The sequence below is a fragment of the Desulfovibrio aminophilus DSM 12254 genome (assembly GCF_000422565.1).
Lineage (GTDB): Bacteria > Desulfobacterota > Desulfovibrionia > Desulfovibrionales > Desulfovibrionaceae > Aminidesulfovibrio > Aminidesulfovibrio aminophilus.
The window spans coordinates 377,421-393,460 of the sequence record NZ_AUMA01000003.1; the positions used below are offsets into that span (position 1 = coordinate 377,421).

A 16,040-nucleotide genomic window follows, 5' to 3' on the forward strand; every position below is an offset into this window, starting at 1 on the left:
CTAACCACAAGTACGCAACCCCGGTGGACATCATGCGAGCACTTTGGCGGGCCGTTCTCACGAGCCCACCCTACGCGGCCCTGACCTACGCGCGACCGGCCTGGTTCCCCGAGCCATGGCCCGGCCAGCGGGTTCTCGCGCCCGTGGGACAGGGATTGCGCGCCGCCGTGCTCGAAGGGCCGGAAGAGAATGCGCCCGAAGGCGTGACGCTCAAGGAGCTGCTGTGGCCGCTGGACCGCGAGCCTTTGCTGGACGTGGCCTGGATGGACATGGCCCGGAACCTCGCCGCCCGTCAGATGGTCCCCTTGGGGCGCATCCTGGAAGCCATACTGCCGCGCGGCCTACGCACGGCCCAGTTGACCTTCGCCTTGGCCGACCGCGCCGGTGGACGCTTTCCGGCCGGATTGCCGCCACGGGCGCTGAAATCCATGGATGACGCGAACCGGGCCGCGCTCATGGACATCTGGCTGGCCGGAAACATGCGCGTGAGGGTTCATCCGGCCAAGGAAGCTCGTGAGCGCCAGGTTTCCCTGGCCTGCGATCCGCCCTGGCCCGTCCGGCCCAACGCGAAAAAACGCATCGAACTCCTGGACTTCCTGCTGGCCGAGGGGCCGCACAGTCTGGAAGCCCTGGCCCGCGTCCTGGGCCCCGGCGCACTGGCGCTGGCCCAGGCTCTGGCCAACGCCGGTCTCGTGCGCGTGTCCTATGCCGCCGAAGAGGACGATCCCTTTGAATCCGGAGTCGGAGTCTGCGCCACTCCCGCGGAGGAATTGGCCAATACCGGGGAGCAGGAAGCGGCCCTGGCCATACTCCGTACGGCGCTGGAGTCGTCGGGGGCCGAAAGCGTGCTGGTGCATGGGGTCACAGGTTCGGGCAAAACGCACGTCTACCTTGAGCTGGCCGCGCATTGCCTGGAGTCCGGCCGCTCGGCCATTCTTCTGGCGCCGGAGGTGGCCCTGGCCTGTGCCCTCTGGCGCGCGGTCTCGACACGTTTCCCGGAGGCGGAGCGGATTTTTTATCACGGTTATCAATCCCCGGCCCGGCGCGAGGCGTCCTTTCTGCGGCTGGGCCGCGGCAAACGCCCGGCCCTGGTGGTGGGAACGCGCTCGGCCCTCTTCCTGCCTGTGCCCAAATTGGGCATGGTGGTCTTGGACGAGGAGCACGACGAATCCTTCAAACAGGAGGAGCGCCTGTCCTATCAAGCCAAAGAGGTAGCGCACTTCCGGGTGGGGAGCCAGGGCGGGCTTCTGGTGCTGGGCTCGGCCACCCCGGATCTGAAGACCTTCCACGCCGCCAGCTCCGGCCGTATCCCACTGGTGACCATGACCCATCGCGCCGGGGGCGGCACCCTGCCTTCGGTATGCGTGCTGGACATCACGGAACTGCGCGACCCTGAAACTCCGCTGGCCGACGAGGCCCTGGAACGGCTGCGCGAAACCCTGGCCGCCGGGGATCAGGCCATGATCCTGCTCAATCGTCGGGGCTACGCCCCGCTCATGTACTGCCTGGACTGCGGCCAGACCGTGCGTTGCCCGGACTGTCATGTGGGCCTGACTTGGCACAAGCGCAGCGAACGCCTCGTCTGCCACTACTGCGGCCACACCCTGTCCTGGCCGCTGCTCTGCCCCGGCTGCGGGGGGGGGAACTTCCTGCCCCTGGGCGAGGGCACCGAACGGCTGGAAGAACAGCTCCGCAAGCTCGTTCCGGAACCTGAACGCATCCTGCGCCTGGACCGGGACAGCGCCCGCCGCCAGGAACGTCTGGAAGACATCCTGGCCCGTTTTTCCCAGGGCAGGGCCCAGGTTCTGGTGGGCACCCAGATGTTGGCCAAGGGACACCATTTCCCAGACGTGACCCTGGTGGTGGCCGTGAACGCGGACCTGGGCCTGAATCTTCCGGACTATCGCGCCTCGGAACGGGCCTTCCAACTCATGGTCCAGGTATCCGGGCGGGCTGGTCGCGGAGAACGGCACGGCGAGGTGCTCATCCAGACCCGCAACCCCGGGCTGCCTTTTTGGAAATTCGTCATCGAGGGTGACTACCAAGGCTTCTACGAGCGCGAGATAGCCTTGCGGGAGAAGTACCGCTATCCGCCCTTCGTCAAGCTGGCCTTGTTGCGCCTGAGTTTCCCGGTAGACTGGGAGGAAGGCGGGGCGACCGTGGCCGCCTTCGGCAAAGCTCTGCGCGCGGCGGCCAAGCCCCTGTCCATCACGGCCCTGGGACCGGCCCCGGCGCCGCTGGCCCGGCTGCGCGGACGCAAGCGCTATCATTGCCTACTCAAGGCCGCCGACTGGCCCACCATCCGCAACCTGTTCGCGCGCCTGCACCGGGACAACCCCGCTCCCCGCCATCTGCGCCTGGAACTGGACCTGGACCCGGTGAACATGCTCTGAGCATGGGCTGCCATCCGGCCGTCCGGCCTCGACAGTAAGGGGCAAAGCGGCTATCTTTTCCGCCAACCGATTGTAAAGGTGACCACATGTCCGCATTCCGCACCGCGTTTTTTGTCCTTGTCCTGGCCCTGGCCACGGCCGTTCCGACCCTGGCCCAACAGGGCAAGGTGGGCTTTCTTCATCCCCAGCGCGTGCTCAACGAATCCAAGGTGGGCAAGGTGGCCCAGGAAGACCTGAACCGCTTCGCCCAGGAGAAGGATCGCCGCATCCAGGCCGCGACCCAGGAACTCCAGGCGTTGCAGAATGAATTGAAGGCCGGGAACCTGTCCGAGGACGAGACCCGCCGCAAGGCTGACGCCTTGCGGCAGAAACTCCAGCAACAGGACCGGCTGATCCAGGAAAGCAACGAGGAAGTGCGGGTGGAGGAGCAGCGCCTGGCCCGCTACGTCATGCAGAAGGCCGACGCGATCATGCGCCAGATCGCCACGCGCCAGGGCTTCACCATGATCCTCACCGACCCGGAGGCCATCGGCTACGTCGATCCGGCCATGGACATCACCGACCAGGTTCTGCGCGCCCTGGATCAGGCCGGCGACCAGCCGCCGCCGAAGAAGAAATGATCCAAAGAGTACTGCCTGTCCTTCTGGCCGTCCTTTTCCTGGCGCTTCCAGCCGGTGCGCAGGAGTGGGGCGAGACGGCCACCCCGGTGAGCCCGGTGAACCTGCGGCAATCCCGTGATCTCAATTCACCTTCCCGCGACGTGCTCATGCCCGGCGAGGTCGTTCGGGTGGATTTCCTCCGCGACGACTGGTATGCCGTCTTCCGCCTCACGGAGAAGACCCGCGACGAATCCCGGGCCCTCGGCTACGCCCGGGCCGGTTTCTTCAAGCCCGCTCTCGCCGGGGCAGCCGTTTCGACCACCAGCCCTGCGGCGTCGCCAGCCCCCCAACCCAAGCAGGCGGCTGTGAAACCGCCCGTCCCAGCCGAAGATGTCGCCGCGAGCACCAAAGAGACGACACCCGCGTCCGCCGCACCGTCCCGGGAGGAGACTCCGAAGCCGTCCGCCCCGACGGCGAGTTCCACTTCCCCGGAAGCAGCGCCGCCCATCCAGGCCGCCGCGCGCCACTCCAACGCCTGGGGAGAACTGCGCTCCGCCGACCGCCAACTGGCCGTCCGCGCGAAACGCGACCCCGATTCCGAACACGTGCGGACGCTCAAGCCGGGCGAAGTGGTCAAGGTGGACTTTCTCCGCGATGGGTGGTTCGCGGTCTTCCCCCCCGACGCCCCGGTACGCGATGAGTCCCGGGCCATCGGCTATTCCAAGGCGCGTTTTCTGCTGCCTGCGGGCAAGAACGTGACACTCGCCCCTATCGAACCGGTGCGGCCGCTCCCGGTCCCCTCAAAATCCCGTCCCGGTTCCGAGGAACCCCGGCTGGAACCTGCCACACCGCCCATGGCGCTCATGAACTCGACGAATTGGGGCCAGGCTCTCACGACCAAAAACAAGGTAGCCCTTTCCCGCAGCCCCTCGGTCCACGCCGGACACGCCCGTACGCTGGAGCGGGGCACGCCGGTGCGCGTGGAAGATGTGGGGCAAAACTGGTACGCGGTCTACTCACCATCCGAAACCGCGCCCGATCCGGCCAAGGCCTGGGGCTACGCCACGCGCGCCGAACTCGATGGGCAAGCCGAGGACTCGCCGAAAACCACTATCCCCCCATCACCAGCCGCCGCATCAATTTCGCCGTCCGAGGCCCCGCCCCGGCCGGCAGGTCCAGACCTGACCCCAGCGCCCGCACCTCCGACCACTGCTCCCGCATCGTCGTCTTCAGCGGTCGCGGCGAAGCCACAAGCGCCGTCCGTCCAGGCCCCGGTGGCCAAGGGCCTGACCAACCCCTTCACTCCCAGGCGGCCGGAGATGCCCGTGGCGGACAGCACGCTGCACGGGTACCGCTACAAGATTCTGGAGAGCGAGGAAGATCGCGTGGGTGACGTGGCGGTCATCGAGGTGAAGATTTTCCTCGACGTGACCGTTCTTCCCGAGCCGGAAGCCCTGAAGGATTTTTCCCGGAGCATCTGGCGACAGAAGCGTCAGGCCGGGCGGGACGTGGTTCTGGACATCTTCCTGCCGGATATGAATCCCAACGGCTTGGCCTACGCCGTGGCGCATTTCGATCCGCGCGGAGAACTGGAGTTCTGGCTGCGCCGAACCATGCTGTTCGGCACACGCTTCTCGCCGTAGGTGGGATTGGGGGGAGGCCCGCCCCAGGATCAGTCGCCGAAGAGGGGAATGGTCTTTCCCAGGACGGAGCGCAGGCCGGTCTTGCCCGCGTTCGACGCCCGGCGTTTGAGGTAGAGATTGCCGCAGCCCTGGCAGTGCCAATGCTTGTCGTGCTCCTGCAGGCGCACGAGCAGCGCCTCGCGGTCGTAGCAGACCTGACAGAACGGACCTTTTTTCTTGAAATTCTCCAGCAGCCAGTATTTCTGTCCGTCGAACTCCATGTTCTCGGCCAGGTCCAAAACCCTGGCGACTTCGTCCATTTGCCGGCGCAAGGCCTCGTTTTCCTCGCACAGCCGCAGATAGTCGCCCTGAAGCCGCCCGAGGATCGCCCGCGCGCCGTCCAGGTCGCCATTATGGGCCAACTCAAGGGCCCTTTTGAATTCCATGCCGCTGCTGAGAGTCGGGGCCATGCTCCACCTCGCTTGTACAGTGTCCTCGCGCGTCTTATCGGCGCGAGGGGCGCCGTTCTTTAGGGCGGGCGGTTTCGTCCCGGACGGCGAGGCTCGCGAGCCTACTTGGTCTTGTGCGTGTACACGCCGTCCCAGTCCGGTCCGGGCGGCTGCGCCTGAAGCGCCTCGCAACGCTCCGCGTACATCGAGTAGAGGATCTTCTCCCCGAAACGCGAGGAACATTCCTTGAAGGAGTTCCCGGCCTCGTCGAAGCGCGCGGCCTGATACAGGCTCAACGCCCGGCCGTAGGCGTCCAATTCTTCGGCCTGGGCTTCGGCCTGGGACTTGGTGTGAACGGTGTAGAGCGTCACGGGCTCGGTCTTGCCCTTGACCCGCACGCGGTCCATTTCAATGAAGATGAAGCGCTCGCCGCAGGCCTCACGGATGGCGTCGCTGACCAGGATGCGCTGGCCGTAGTACTTGGTCAGACTCTCCAGGCGCGAGGTGAGGTTCACGTTGTCGCCGATGAGGGTATAGTCGAAGAGGTCGGCCGAGCCCATGTTGCCCACGCGCACACGACCGCTGTGCAGTCCCACCCCTATTTGGATGCCGAAGCCGTAAGTCCGTTCGAATTCCCGGTTCAACTCCTCCAAGCGGTCGAACATGACCAGGGCCGCGGACAGGGCGCGGAACTGGTGGTCAGGCACGTCCAGGGGGGCATTCCAGAAGGCCATGATGGCGTCGCCGATGAACTTGTCCAAGGTGCCGGAGTTCTCGGTGATGAGCCGGGTCATGGGAGTGAGATAGGCGTGCAGGAGTTCCGTGACCTGGGTGGGCGTGAGCTTCTCGGAAAGGCTGGTGAATCCGCGCACGTCCGAGAAGAGGACCGTGACTTCCTTCTCCTCGCCTTCCAGCGTCAGCGCGTCGGGATTATCCATGATCCGGGAGATCACCGCCGGAGCCAGGTAATGGGAGAAAGCCCCGTGGATGAATTTTTTGGCTCGTTCCTCGCGCCAGAACTTGAAGGCCGTGATCAGACCGAAGTTCGCGGCCAGGGCCAGATAGGAAAAGAGCGGCGAGATGTACAGACGCAGGTTGTCGAAGACGTGGATCGCGCCCAGCCACAAGCCGACGGCCAGGGCCGCCAGCGGGATGGTGAACCAGACGGCCCGTGCCCAGGTGAGCAGGAGCGTGGTCAGCACACCCACCAGGACCATGCTCAGGAATTCCACGCCTGGTGCCCAGTCCGGGATGGACAGAAAGTCTTTGGAAAGAATGTTGTCCACAATGGTGGCGTGGGTCTCCACGCCGGGGTAGACCGGATCGAAGGGGGTGGACCGCAGATCCTTGAGCCCGGCCGCCGAGGTGCCGATGAAGACGATCTTGTCCTTCAGCTGGCCGAGGTCGGCGCGATCGGAAAGAATGTCGGCGGCGCTGAGATAGGGGAAGGCTCCGGCCCCGCCCTGGTAGCGCACGAGCATCTCGCCCAGGCTGTTCAAGGGCACCACGGCCTGCCCCACCCGCAGGGATTCGGCCCCGCTGGGCCCGAGCTTGAGCACCGCGTTCTTGATTCCGGCGGCCTGCATGAGCGTGGCCAGGGCCAGGCTGGGGTAGAGCCTGCCGTTCCAGGAGACGAGAAGAGGAACGCGACGCAGGGTGCCGTCCCGATCCGAGACGGTGGTGAAGAAGCCGCAGGCGGACGCGGCTTGGGCCAGAAGCGGGTATGGGCAGATCATCTCCCGGGCCTGATGCAGGCACTGCTCGGGCTTGAGTGCGTCGGGGCCGGAGAGCAGGGCGACCCTCGCGGGCTTGACGTCGCACTCCGTTCCGGTCGCCCCGGTCGAGGAGTGCGTGAAATTGAAGCCGAGCACGAACGGCCCCGAAGCCAGCACTCCGGCCAAAACTTGATCGTTGTCTTCCAGTTGCGGCGGCAACCCCTGGAAGGAGACGTCCACCTGCAATTCTTTCTTGAGTTGCTCGCGCAATATGGCCGGCGAGGTGCGATCCGGTTCGGCGAAGAGGACGTCCAGCCCCACGGCCAAGGCCCCGGCGGAGTGTAACTTGGCCAGCAACAGGGCGACCCGGTAACGCGGCCAGGGCCATTGTCCGTATTCCGCGAGACTTTTTTCGTCGATGTCCACGATGAGCGGCAGGTTCGTGGCCGCCTTGTGCGTCCCGCGCGTCAGCAGGACGTCATATATCTTGGAATCCAGGAAATTCAAGACTGGCGGGCGGAAGACGAACAACAACGCCATGATGCAGGTGCAAGCGAGCCCTGATGCGAGGATGATGAGCTTGTCCGTCTTGAAACGCTTCTTGGGCTTGACTGACATGGCTCCCTCCCCGTGGTGCGGCAGTGCTGGACGGCATGTTGCGGAGCGTTTGCGACCCATGCTTTGATGTTTCGGGATGTATCTTTTTTCTCGTCGTATTGGGAGTAGATTTTTTTGTTTATTTATTCTAAATAGTCAAAAAATAAGCCTCGTAAGCAAGGCTGTCGGAACGCTCAGGGGGGGAGAATGAAGCGTCGTTCGGCTCAGAATTGTTTGCTGCTCTGCATGGCGGCCGTTTTGCTTGCGCTGTCCGGCGCGGCCCAGGCGCAGGACGTTCCGAAGTTCCCCCTCAAACCCCTGCTGCGCGATCTGGCCGTGACCCATGACCGCATCAAGGCCGCCGAGGCCTCCTATGAATCCTCCCAGCACATGGTGGAAAAGGCCAAAAGCGGCTGGTATCCGCGTCTGGACGCCACGGCCGAGGGCGGCTACGAGGAAATGAGCAAGCCCGGCCAGGCGACCACGGAGAAGTGGCGCAACGTCCAGGGGCTGCGCGCCACCCAATTGCTCTACGATTTCGGCGGCACATCGGGAAACATCGGCATGTATTCCGGCCTGTCCGGCGAAATGGAAGCCCGGCGCGACCAGACCGTGCAGGATGTCTTGATCCGGGGCATCTCGGCCTACCTCACCACCATCCGGGCCCGCGAAACGCTGAAATACGCCATCCAGTCCGAGGACAACATCAAGCGCCTCTCCGGCATGCAGGAGGCTCTGGTCGCCCGGGGAGCCGGGCTGTCCTACGAAGAGCTTCAGGTCAAGGCCCAGCTCGCGGGCTCCCAATCCTACCGGGTGACCCAGGAGCGAGCCCTGGCCACGGCCAAGAACATGTTCCGCTCCGTCTTCGGCTTCGAGCCCACTGACGTCCAGATCCAGGGAATGGTCGTGCCCGTGCTGCCCAAGGGACTCATTCCCGACACGTTGGACGTCGCCCTGGACACTGCCGTGAAGAACAACTTCGCGCTCAAGGAACTGGAATCCTCGGTGGCCCGCGCCGAGGGCGATCTTCAGTCCCGCAAGGCGAGCTTCTACCCCAAGTTCCAACTGGTGGGCGAAACCCTGCGCAAGGAAAACGACCAGGGCGACAGAGGTCTGCGCGACGAAAACCGCGCCAGCGTGCTCATGACCTACAACATCTTTTCCGGCATGGGCGACATGGAGAACGTGAGCGCCGCCAACGCCGACGTCACCGCCGCGCGCAAGGGGCTCCTTGATCGTCGCCGCACGGTGGAGGAGAACGTCCGCAACGCCTGGGTCGATCTCGAAACCATGCGCAAGAATGTGGAACTGTATCAGAACCAGGCCAACATCACCTGGGAGTTCCTGGGGCTCATCAAGAAGAAGAAGGCCATGGGCGGCGAAGTCAATCTCCTGGACATCCTGGTGGGAGAACGCGACTATATTTCCGCCGTGAGTTCACGCGTGGCCACGGAGATCGACGAGACCCTCGCCGGTTACACCCTGTTGTACCAGATGGGGCACGTGTCCCTGGACAACGTGGCCCGCTAGGGTTCCCCCGGGCGGACACGACCGACGTCCGCAAGGCGTCCCCACGCCATGAAGGAACTGTTCAGACGCCTTTTCCTTTCGCGCCGATTGGCCTGGGAGATCCTCACCGCCTCCCTGTTCGTCAACGTCCTGTCCCTGGCCTCGCCCATCTTCGTCATCCAGGTTCTGAACCGTTATATGGGCTACGGCTTTGACGGCACCCTCATCACCCTGACCACCGGGACGCTCCTTGCCGCCGGCTTGGGGTTCGCCTTCGCCTCGGTGCGCACGCGGCTGGCCTCGGCCGTAAGCGTGGCTCCCGACCGCGAACTGGCCTCGGCCCTGCTGTCCGCGTTGACCCAGGTGCGCCTCTCGGCTCTGAACCGCATTCCACGCGTCCGGCTCCAGGAGATGGTCGATGGGCTCCAAACCATCCAGACCGCGTACAGCGCCCCGCAACTCACGGCCATCCTTGATTTGCCGTTCGTGCTCATCTTCATTCTGGCCGTGTTCCTCCTGAGCCCGCTCCTGGCCTTGCTGACCATCCTGGCCACGGCTGCCGCGCTGATCGGCGGCTGGATGAACGTCACGGCCGGACGTTCGGCCTTCCGGGAGATGCGCTCCTCCACCGCGGCCCACCGCGACCTGGTGTCTTCCGTGCTCTCCGGCGGAGACACCCTGCGCGCGTTCATGGGCGAATTCTTCGTGCGGCGGCTCTGGAACCGACACACGGAGGCCATCCTTTCCCTGCAACGGAAGCTCGCCGCCCAGCGCGGCCTGGGGCAGGCGCTCATAGGCGGCGCGGCCATGCTGCTGCGCGTGCTTGTCTACGCGGTGGGCGCGGTGCAGGCCGTGCGCGGTGATCTGTCGGTGGGCGGGCTCATCGGCGTGAGCATCCTTTCGGCCAAGGTCGTTCAGCTGGCCTCGGGTTTCATGCAGGCATCCTTCCTGCTGGACAAGGCCGGGGAAAGCCTGCGCATGATCGAGGAGTTCCAGCGCCTGCCGCGCGAATCCCTTTCGGGAACCGCCCTGAAGTCCTTTACCGGACGGATCGAACTGCGCGACGTGACCTTCGGTTATCCCAACGCCAGCGGCCCGCTTTTCGAATCACTCAACCTGACGCTGACTCCCGGGGACATCCTGGTGGTTCATGGGTTCAACGGATCGGGCAAGAGCACCTTGACCCGTCTGCTGGTGGGACTCCTGGACCCGCTGCGCGGCCAGATCCTCGTCGACGGAGTGGAATTGCGCCAGCTCGCCCTGGAATGGTGGCGCAAACAAGTTCTCTACCTGCCCCAGGATCCTACCTTCCTGAGCGGTAGCTTCCGCGAGAATATCCTCCTGAATATGCCGGAAGCCTCCAATGAGCGGCTCAACGAGGTCGTGCGACTGGCAGGACTACGCCGACACCTGGATATGAGCCCCGACGGGCTCGACGCGATCATTCTGGAGGCCGGGCGAGATCTCCCGGCGGGCATACGCAAGCGCTTGGCCTTGGCCCGCGCCCTGGTTCCGGCCGGGCGGCTGGCTGTGTTCGATGAGCCCACCGAAGGCCTGGACGCCGAAGGCGTGGCTGCGGTCCACGGCGTCCTCGGACGCCTGGCCAAGGCGGGAATGTCCATCGTCGTCGTCACGCGCGACCCGCAGATACTTCGGGTCGCCGCACAAGTGCTCGATCTCTCGGATAAGCCCGTGCCCAGCGTGGTCCGCACGGCAAGGGCCGGGCAGCGGGAGGCGGCGTCATGAAATTCGCGGACCTGTTCAGCCCGGTGATCGATCCCGGAGACGACACGGTTCTGGTCTCGCGGGCCACGCGTTCCTTCTTCTACCTGTGCGGGGCGGGCTGCCTGCTGCTTTTCTTCTGGAGCCTCGTGGGCAGGCTGGACATCGTGAGCGAAGCTCAGGGGGAAGTCATTCCTCGCTCAAAAGTCAAGCGTATTCAGCACCTTGAAGGCGGCATCATCCGCGAGCTTTTGGTCCGCGAGGGCGACACTGTGACCGAAAACCAGCCCTTAGTGGAGCTGGTCACCACCTCCAGCGAGACGAACGTGGAGGAATTGCAGGTCCGAACCAACTCCCTGAGGGTGGAGATCGCCCGGCTGGAGGCCGAGGAGCAGGGGAAGGCCGAGCCCGACTATCCCGAGGAAATCCGGCGGGAGTCCCCGGAAGTGGTCAACCAGTCCCAGGAGCATTTCCGCTCTCGGCGTAAACGCCTGGAAAGCGAATTGACCGGGCAGGACGAAAAGATCCGCCAGCGCGAGAAGGACGTGGAGGAGATCACGGCCCGGTTGCGTAATTCACGCCACAGCCTGGAACTGCTGCGCCAGCAGATCGCCATCAGCGCCTCGTTGCTCAAGGACCAGCTCACCTCGAAATACAAACACCTCAGTTTTTTGCAGGAAGAATCCAACCTCGTGAGCCGCATCGAGGAAGACACGGCCGCGCTGGACCGCTCCAATTCGGCCCTGGCCGCCGCGCGGAGTGAACGGGAACGCATCCTGAACGCCTATCACGAGGAAGTGCAGGGAGCCCTGCGCAAGGCCCAGACCGACCTTCTGGAGTTCAGCCAGCGGCTGCGCAAGTATACGGACGAGCTGACACGCACGGTGATCCGCTCACCCGTGGCGGGTGTGGTCAAGGCGCTTTACGTGGTCAATGTGGGCGAGATCATCAAGCCGGGCATGACCATCATGGACATCGTTCCCGCCGGGGACACGCTCATCATCGAGGCGCATCTGCCCATCGCGGACATCGGCTATGTCCAGCCGGGACAGCGGGCGGTGATCAAACTGGCCTCCCGCGACGCCCGGCGCTTCGGCTTCCTGGAGGGCAAGGTGACCCAGGTGAGCCCGGACGCCATCAGTATGCCCAGCGGAGCGACCTACTACCGCGTGTTGGTGGAAACCGAACGCGATCATTTTTCCAGCGGGTCGGATCGCTACCAACTTTATCCGGGCATGCGCGTGGTGGCGGGAATCCACATCGGTTCCCGCAGCGTGCTCGGCTACATCCTTGATCCTTTCCTGGACACCATGAGCCAAGGCCTTCAGGAACGCTGACCACTCCCCACGACATCCCTCCGGCGCGATGAGCGGCCGGACTCGCCGCATCAGTCCGTTTCTTCAGAAAAAATGGAACAACGATTCATCACGCTGGGATAGTTCTATTTTTTCGTCAGTGAGCGAACGCTTTGCCTCTTTTATAAAAAAGCCGTCTGACATAATATTGAATCTAGAAATTGACTAGATAAAATCTATATATTGAAATTCAATACTAAAATTTTTATTCCCATCCAGAAACAAAACGGGGTTTTTGGCCTCCGGAAGACCTGGGATGCGGGCGGCACAGACCATCGAATTGGTTCCATGCAGTGCCCGCATTGACACCCGCTCCCTAGGCGTTACCTGAACCATGCTGCCGCACACGACTCGACAGCCGGGAGGATTCTCATGACGCTGAAACGCAAGGCCACCTTCGCCGGAGGGTGCTTCTGGTGCATCGAGGCGGATTTTCTCAAACTTCCCGGAGTGCTCTCAGTGACGTCCGGGTACGTCGGAGGGGCGGCCGAGGAGGCCCGATACGAGTTGGTGGCCACCGGCCGCACCGGGCATGTGGAGGCCGTGCAACTGGTCTACGACCCCGGACAAATCTCATACAACGAGCTTCTGGACTGGTTCTGGCGGCACATCGATCCCACGGATGGCGAAGGGCAGTTCGTGGATCGCGGCCCCCAGTACGCTCCCGTGATTTTCCATCATGACGTGGAGCAGCGGCGGCTGGCGGAGGCCTCGCTCGAACGTCTGGAGAAAACGGGTCGGTTCCGCGTCCCGATCCGGGTGGACATCCGGCCGTACACGGGATTTTACCCGGCCGAGGACGGACACCAGAAGTACTGCCGACGTCGACCGGCCCACTATGCCCAGTATCGGGCCGGATCAGGTCGGGACAGCTTTCTGGAGGAGGTCTGGGGTGCGGAGGCATCACCCGTGGCGCCACCGGCCGCGGGCGAAGGCGATTCGCCTTCGGAGAAGGAGTTACGCGCCCGGCTGACGCCCTTGCAATATCACGTGACCAGGGAGAGCGGCACTGAGCCGCCCTTCGCCAACGAACACTGGGACCGCAAGGAACCGGGGATATACGTGGACGTGCTTTCCGGAGATCCGCTCTTCGCCTCGCGGGACAAGTACGACTCCGGCACGGGCTGGCCCAGCTTCAGTCGCCCCTTGGAGCCGGAGAGCATCGGCACCCACCGGGACGAGTCGCTCTTCCCCCCGCGCACCGAGGTGCTGGCGCGGCGCTCCGGCAACCATCTCGGGCATGTATTCCCGGACGGCCCGCCGCCCATGGGCATGCGCTACTGCATGAACTCGGCGGCCCTGCGGTTCGTGCCCGCCCGGGACTTGGAGCGCGAAGGCTACGGCGCGTATCGTTCCCTGTTCGAACCTGACTAGACTCCTTGCTTGATGAGATAGGAGAGCAGATCCGTGCTGCTCGCCGAACTCGAAGCCGAGGAGAAACTCTTCAACAGGCTTTCGTTGCTCTGGACGAGCTTCTTCAATTCTTCGGCGTTGAGCTTGCCGTCGCCGTCCGTGTCGAGCTTGGCGAATGCCTCGGAGGTGAGCTTGGTTTCACTGCGCGTGAGCTTGCCGTCCTTGTCCCGATCGTTTTTGTCGATGTAATTGCCGATCACCTTGGACGTGCTGCTCGAATCGCTGGATGTGCTCGAATTCGTGATGGAATCGAGCAGTTGCCGGCTCCCTTTCAGGAACGTGGTCAATTCCTCGGCGCTGATGACGCCGTCCTTGTTCGTGTCGATCCTCGTGAACGATTCATTGGCCATCTTGGTTTCGCTGCGTGAGAGGACGCCGTCGCTGTTCTTGTCGTTCTTTTTAATGTATTCGGTCGCGGCCTTGGCCAGGTCCGTGGAACCGACATCGCTGCTGTTGTCCATGAGTTCGTTGAGGATATTGCTCGTCTTGGACAACGACTTGTAGTTTTTGACATAGGTCTGGATGGCCTTGCCGTTCTTGCTCAGGTAGGTGCGCATCTCGTCTCGATCAACGGCGTTGTCGCCGTTGGCGTCCAGTTTTTGAAACGCCTCATCGGAAATGGTCACTTCGTCCTTGGTCAGAACGTTGTCTCGATTCTTGTCATTGTCCTGGATGCATTTGCGCGCGGCCACCTGGGCTCCGGCGGCGGACGTTTCCGAGGTCTGCGAATTGTCGCTGCTGCCGGTCATGAGACCGGGCATGTAGCGGGCGATCATGGCGCTGGTCACACGATACATGATATTTCTCCTTTCGGCGGGATGGCCCCCGCCGTTTGTGCGGCGTCGTTCCGGGGAGGAATGTTTTTCCTCCTCGGGGCACGGAGCAAGAATCGTGCAGCCACGCGGTGGAATGGGCGACACAAGGTGAAAAATCACTTGAAGCCAATGCCTCGGCCGGTTTGAAACGAAAAAGGCCCCGCATGGGGCCTTGCCGTCCTGCTCGGACAGGATGATTCGATATGGCGGAGAGGGTGGGATTCCGGGTTTGCGCTTGTAACTTGCTGTTATTCCTAAACTTGCCTCTCCAGCCTGGAAGCTTTGGTGTACCAGTTTAGGGGACCAGGATCAGCCCCATCCCCTGGCCTGCATGTGACGGAAACACGGGCGGGGGTCAAGCCCTTGTTTTCAAGTTCCTGTCTGGGACGTGGGTTCGAGTTCCACGAGTTTTGCCGTCGAAATGTGAGCGGGCAATATCGACCTCTTTTTCTCCCACAGTTACCCCGTGCCGGGGGGCCGTGCCCTGTGTGGTTGTGCCGTGGCGTCCTGTAGGTGTGCCTTGTGACGATGCACCATGCCTGCAACCTCGGGGCGAAGTCAAGCAATCCTCCGCGCACTGCATGATGCCGAGGCGCTGACACCACAGAAGCGCCCTGTACTGCGTATCATGCCGTGCGTCCTGCTGTGCTGGACAGGACAAGCAAAGTCCTTCAGTTCTCCTGGGCTTGGGTGGTGTCCGGTCTCCGCGTTCGGGACGCGGCGCTCTCTCCCACGTCTCGATGCGAGAGGCTTGACCACTGAGCTTGATATTTGCAGCCTGGGCAGGCAGGGGATTAAGTCAAATCCTTCTCATGGAGAAATGACATTGGCATCCAATTCCTGGGCAGCGTTGGCCAAGCTTGTCCTAGCTATGCTTATCTGGGCGAGTTCGTTCGTCGCCTTGAAGTACGCCCTTAAGGGGTTTCACCCCATGGCTGTGGTCTTTGGACGCATGGTCGTGGCCGGTTTGTGTTTCCTGCCCCTACTCAAGGGTTGGCGTGGGAACGTGCGTTACTTGCCCGGCGACTGGAAATGGTTGTTCCTTATGGCCCTGCTCCAGCCATGTATCTGCTTCGTATGCGAGACCTTGGCGCTGACTTATACTTCCGCCTCCCAGGCTGGCATGATCTTTTCCACACAGCCCCTCATGGTCGCAGGTGCGGCAGTATTACTGCTCAAGGAAAAGATCACCTCACGAGCTGCCTTTGGCTTCGCCTTGGCCATCGCTGGAGCGATCTGGCTGTCTCTTGCGGGAGCAGCTACCGAATCGGCCCCGGCCCCAGCCTTTGGCAACTTGTTAGAGTTCCTCGCAGTGGCCTCGGTGGCAGGATATACGGTCCTTTTCAAGCGTCTCTGTCTCCGCTACCCCCCGCTCGTTTTGACCGCCATGCAAGCCTATATCGGCATCGCTTTCTTCCTGCCCCTGGCCATCGCCTTTCCTTCCACCGTTAGCCCGGATGTCCCTCTGATGACCCCGGCCTTAGCCATCATCTACCTCGGTGTTTTTGTCACCCTTGTCGGGTACAGCCTCTATAACATGGCTGTCAGCCGCATCCCAGCAAGCAGGGCTGCCGCCTTCACCAACCTCATCCCTGTGTTTGCCGTCCTCATGGGGCAGTTCGTACTTGGCGAAACCCTCACCCCAACACAGTATCTTGCCGCCGCCCTGACCTTAAGCGGTGTCATCCTCAGCCAAACATGACCTGCCAATTCCCTTTGTCAGTAGGTCACGTTCAAGCTGCGCAACCCAAGGAGCATCGCGTCCTTCATGCCACCTGCTAAGCTTGCACGGTTGGCTAGTCTCCATGCCAAGGGCGCACCATGGCCATCGCTTGACAACACACAAACGAT

The 16,040-nt window shown here is 63.1% G+C and carries 11 protein-coding genes; 8 read left to right on the forward strand and 3 right to left on the reverse strand.

What is annotated here, in order from left to right; translation table 11 throughout:
- The first annotated feature begins 32 nt into the window (after positions 1-32).
- The 3 genes from priA (at position 33) to H587_RS20460 (ending at position 4,635) form a co-directional block, all read left to right on the forward strand.
- Positions 33-2,393, forward strand: a complete 2,361-nt coding sequence (gene priA, locus H587_RS0101885; protein WP_027174812.1) for a replication restart helicase PriA — start codon at positions 33-35, stop codon at positions 2,391-2,393.
- Positions 2,394-2,479: 86 nt separating this feature from the next.
- The gene (locus H587_RS16910; RefSeq protein WP_034608402.1) at positions 2,480-3,013 is read left to right on the forward strand and encodes an OmpH/Skp family outer membrane protein; all 534 of its coding nucleotides are present in this window, start codon (positions 2,480-2,482) and stop codon (positions 3,011-3,013) included.
- Positions 3,010-4,635: a hypothetical protein gene (locus H587_RS20460; protein ID WP_156904421.1), complete on the forward strand. Its 1,626-nt coding sequence runs from the start codon at positions 3,010-3,012 to the stop codon at positions 4,633-4,635. The genes H587_RS16910 and H587_RS20460 overlap by 4 nt, the downstream gene beginning before the upstream one ends.
- A 29-nt stretch (positions 4,636-4,664) precedes the next feature.
- Here the strand turns inward: H587_RS20460 and H587_RS0101905 are convergent, their stop codons facing one another.
- Together H587_RS0101905 and H587_RS0101910 are read right to left on the reverse strand one after the other, a co-directional pair.
- Positions 4,665-5,084, reverse strand: coding sequence for a hypothetical protein (locus H587_RS0101905; protein ID WP_027174815.1), 420 nt, complete (start codon positions 5,082-5,084; stop codon positions 4,665-4,667).
- Between the two features lie 101 nt (positions 5,085-5,185).
- Positions 5,186-7,396: a CHASE2 domain-containing protein gene (locus H587_RS0101910; RefSeq protein ID WP_027174816.1), complete on the reverse strand. Its 2,211-nt coding sequence runs from the start codon at positions 7,394-7,396 to the stop codon at positions 5,186-5,188.
- Positions 7,397-7,582: 186 nt separating this feature from the next.
- On the opposite strand from H587_RS0101910, the gene H587_RS0101915 reads away from it, so the two are divergent.
- The 4 genes from H587_RS0101915 (at position 7,583) to msrB (ending at position 13,335) form a co-directional block, all read left to right on the forward strand.
- Positions 7,583-8,905 (forward strand): TolC family protein, encoded by a 1,323-nt coding sequence (locus H587_RS0101915; RefSeq protein WP_245560803.1) that lies wholly within the window; start codon positions 7,583-7,585, stop codon positions 8,903-8,905.
- A 48-nt stretch (positions 8,906-8,953) separates the two neighbouring features.
- Positions 8,954-10,630: an ATP-binding cassette domain-containing protein gene (locus H587_RS0101920; protein WP_027174818.1), complete on the forward strand. Its 1,677-nt coding sequence runs from the start codon at positions 8,954-8,956 to the stop codon at positions 10,628-10,630.
- The gene (locus H587_RS0101925; protein WP_084630327.1) at positions 10,627-11,943 is read left to right on the forward strand and encodes an HlyD family type I secretion periplasmic adaptor subunit; all 1,317 of its coding nucleotides are present in this window, start codon (positions 10,627-10,629) and stop codon (positions 11,941-11,943) included. The genes H587_RS0101920 and H587_RS0101925 overlap by 4 nt, the downstream gene beginning before the upstream one ends.
- Positions 11,944-12,333: 390 nt before the next feature.
- Entirely contained in the window at positions 12,334-13,335 is a 1,002-nt protein-coding gene (gene msrB, locus H587_RS0101930) for a peptide-methionine (R)-S-oxide reductase MsrB (RefSeq protein WP_034608404.1), read from the forward strand.
- On the opposite strand, the gene H587_RS0101935 is transcribed toward msrB, so the two are convergent.
- A complete protein-coding gene (locus H587_RS0101935; RefSeq protein ID WP_027174821.1) occupies positions 13,332-14,171 on the reverse strand; it encodes an EF-hand domain-containing protein in 840 nt (279 codons plus the stop codon). The genes msrB and H587_RS0101935 overlap by 4 nt on opposite strands.
- Positions 14,172-14,940: 769 nt before the next feature.
- Between H587_RS0101935 and H587_RS0101940 the strand changes: the two genes are divergently transcribed.
- A complete protein-coding gene (locus tag H587_RS0101940) occupies positions 14,941-15,891 on the forward strand; it encodes a DMT family transporter (RefSeq protein WP_245560804.1) in 951 nt (316 codons plus the stop codon).
- Positions 15,892-16,040 lie beyond the last annotated feature (149 nt).

Excerpts from the sequence above, each read along its gene's own strand:
- priA (WP_027174812.1), top strand. The coding sequence starts at position 33 with ATGCGAGCACTTTGGCGGGCCGTTCTCACGAGCCCACCCTACGCGGCC.
- H587_RS16910 (WP_034608402.1), top strand. The coding sequence starts at position 2,480 with ATGTCCGCATTCCGCACCGCGTTTTTTGTCCTTGTCCTGGCCCTGGCC.
- H587_RS20460 (WP_156904421.1), top strand. The coding sequence starts at position 3,010 with ATGATCCAAAGAGTACTGCCTGTCCTTCTGGCCGTCCTTTTCCTGGCG.
- H587_RS0101905 (WP_027174815.1), bottom strand. The coding sequence starts at position 5,084 with ATGGCCCCGACTCTCAGCAGCGGCATGGAATTCAAAAGGGCCCTTGAG.
- H587_RS0101910 (WP_027174816.1), bottom strand. The coding sequence starts at position 7,396 with ATGTCAGTCAAGCCCAAGAAGCGTTTCAAGACGGACAAGCTCATCATC.
- H587_RS0101915 (WP_245560803.1), top strand. The coding sequence starts at position 7,583 with ATGAAGCGTCGTTCGGCTCAGAATTGTTTGCTGCTCTGCATGGCGGCC.
- H587_RS0101920 (WP_027174818.1), top strand. The coding sequence starts at position 8,954 with ATGAAGGAACTGTTCAGACGCCTTTTCCTTTCGCGCCGATTGGCCTGG.
- H587_RS0101925 (WP_084630327.1), top strand. The coding sequence starts at position 10,627 with ATGAAATTCGCGGACCTGTTCAGCCCGGTGATCGATCCCGGAGACGAC.
- msrB (WP_034608404.1), top strand. The coding sequence starts at position 12,334 with ATGACGCTGAAACGCAAGGCCACCTTCGCCGGAGGGTGCTTCTGGTGC.
- H587_RS0101935 (WP_027174821.1), bottom strand. The coding sequence starts at position 14,171 with ATGTATCGTGTGACCAGCGCCATGATCGCCCGCTACATGCCCGGTCTC.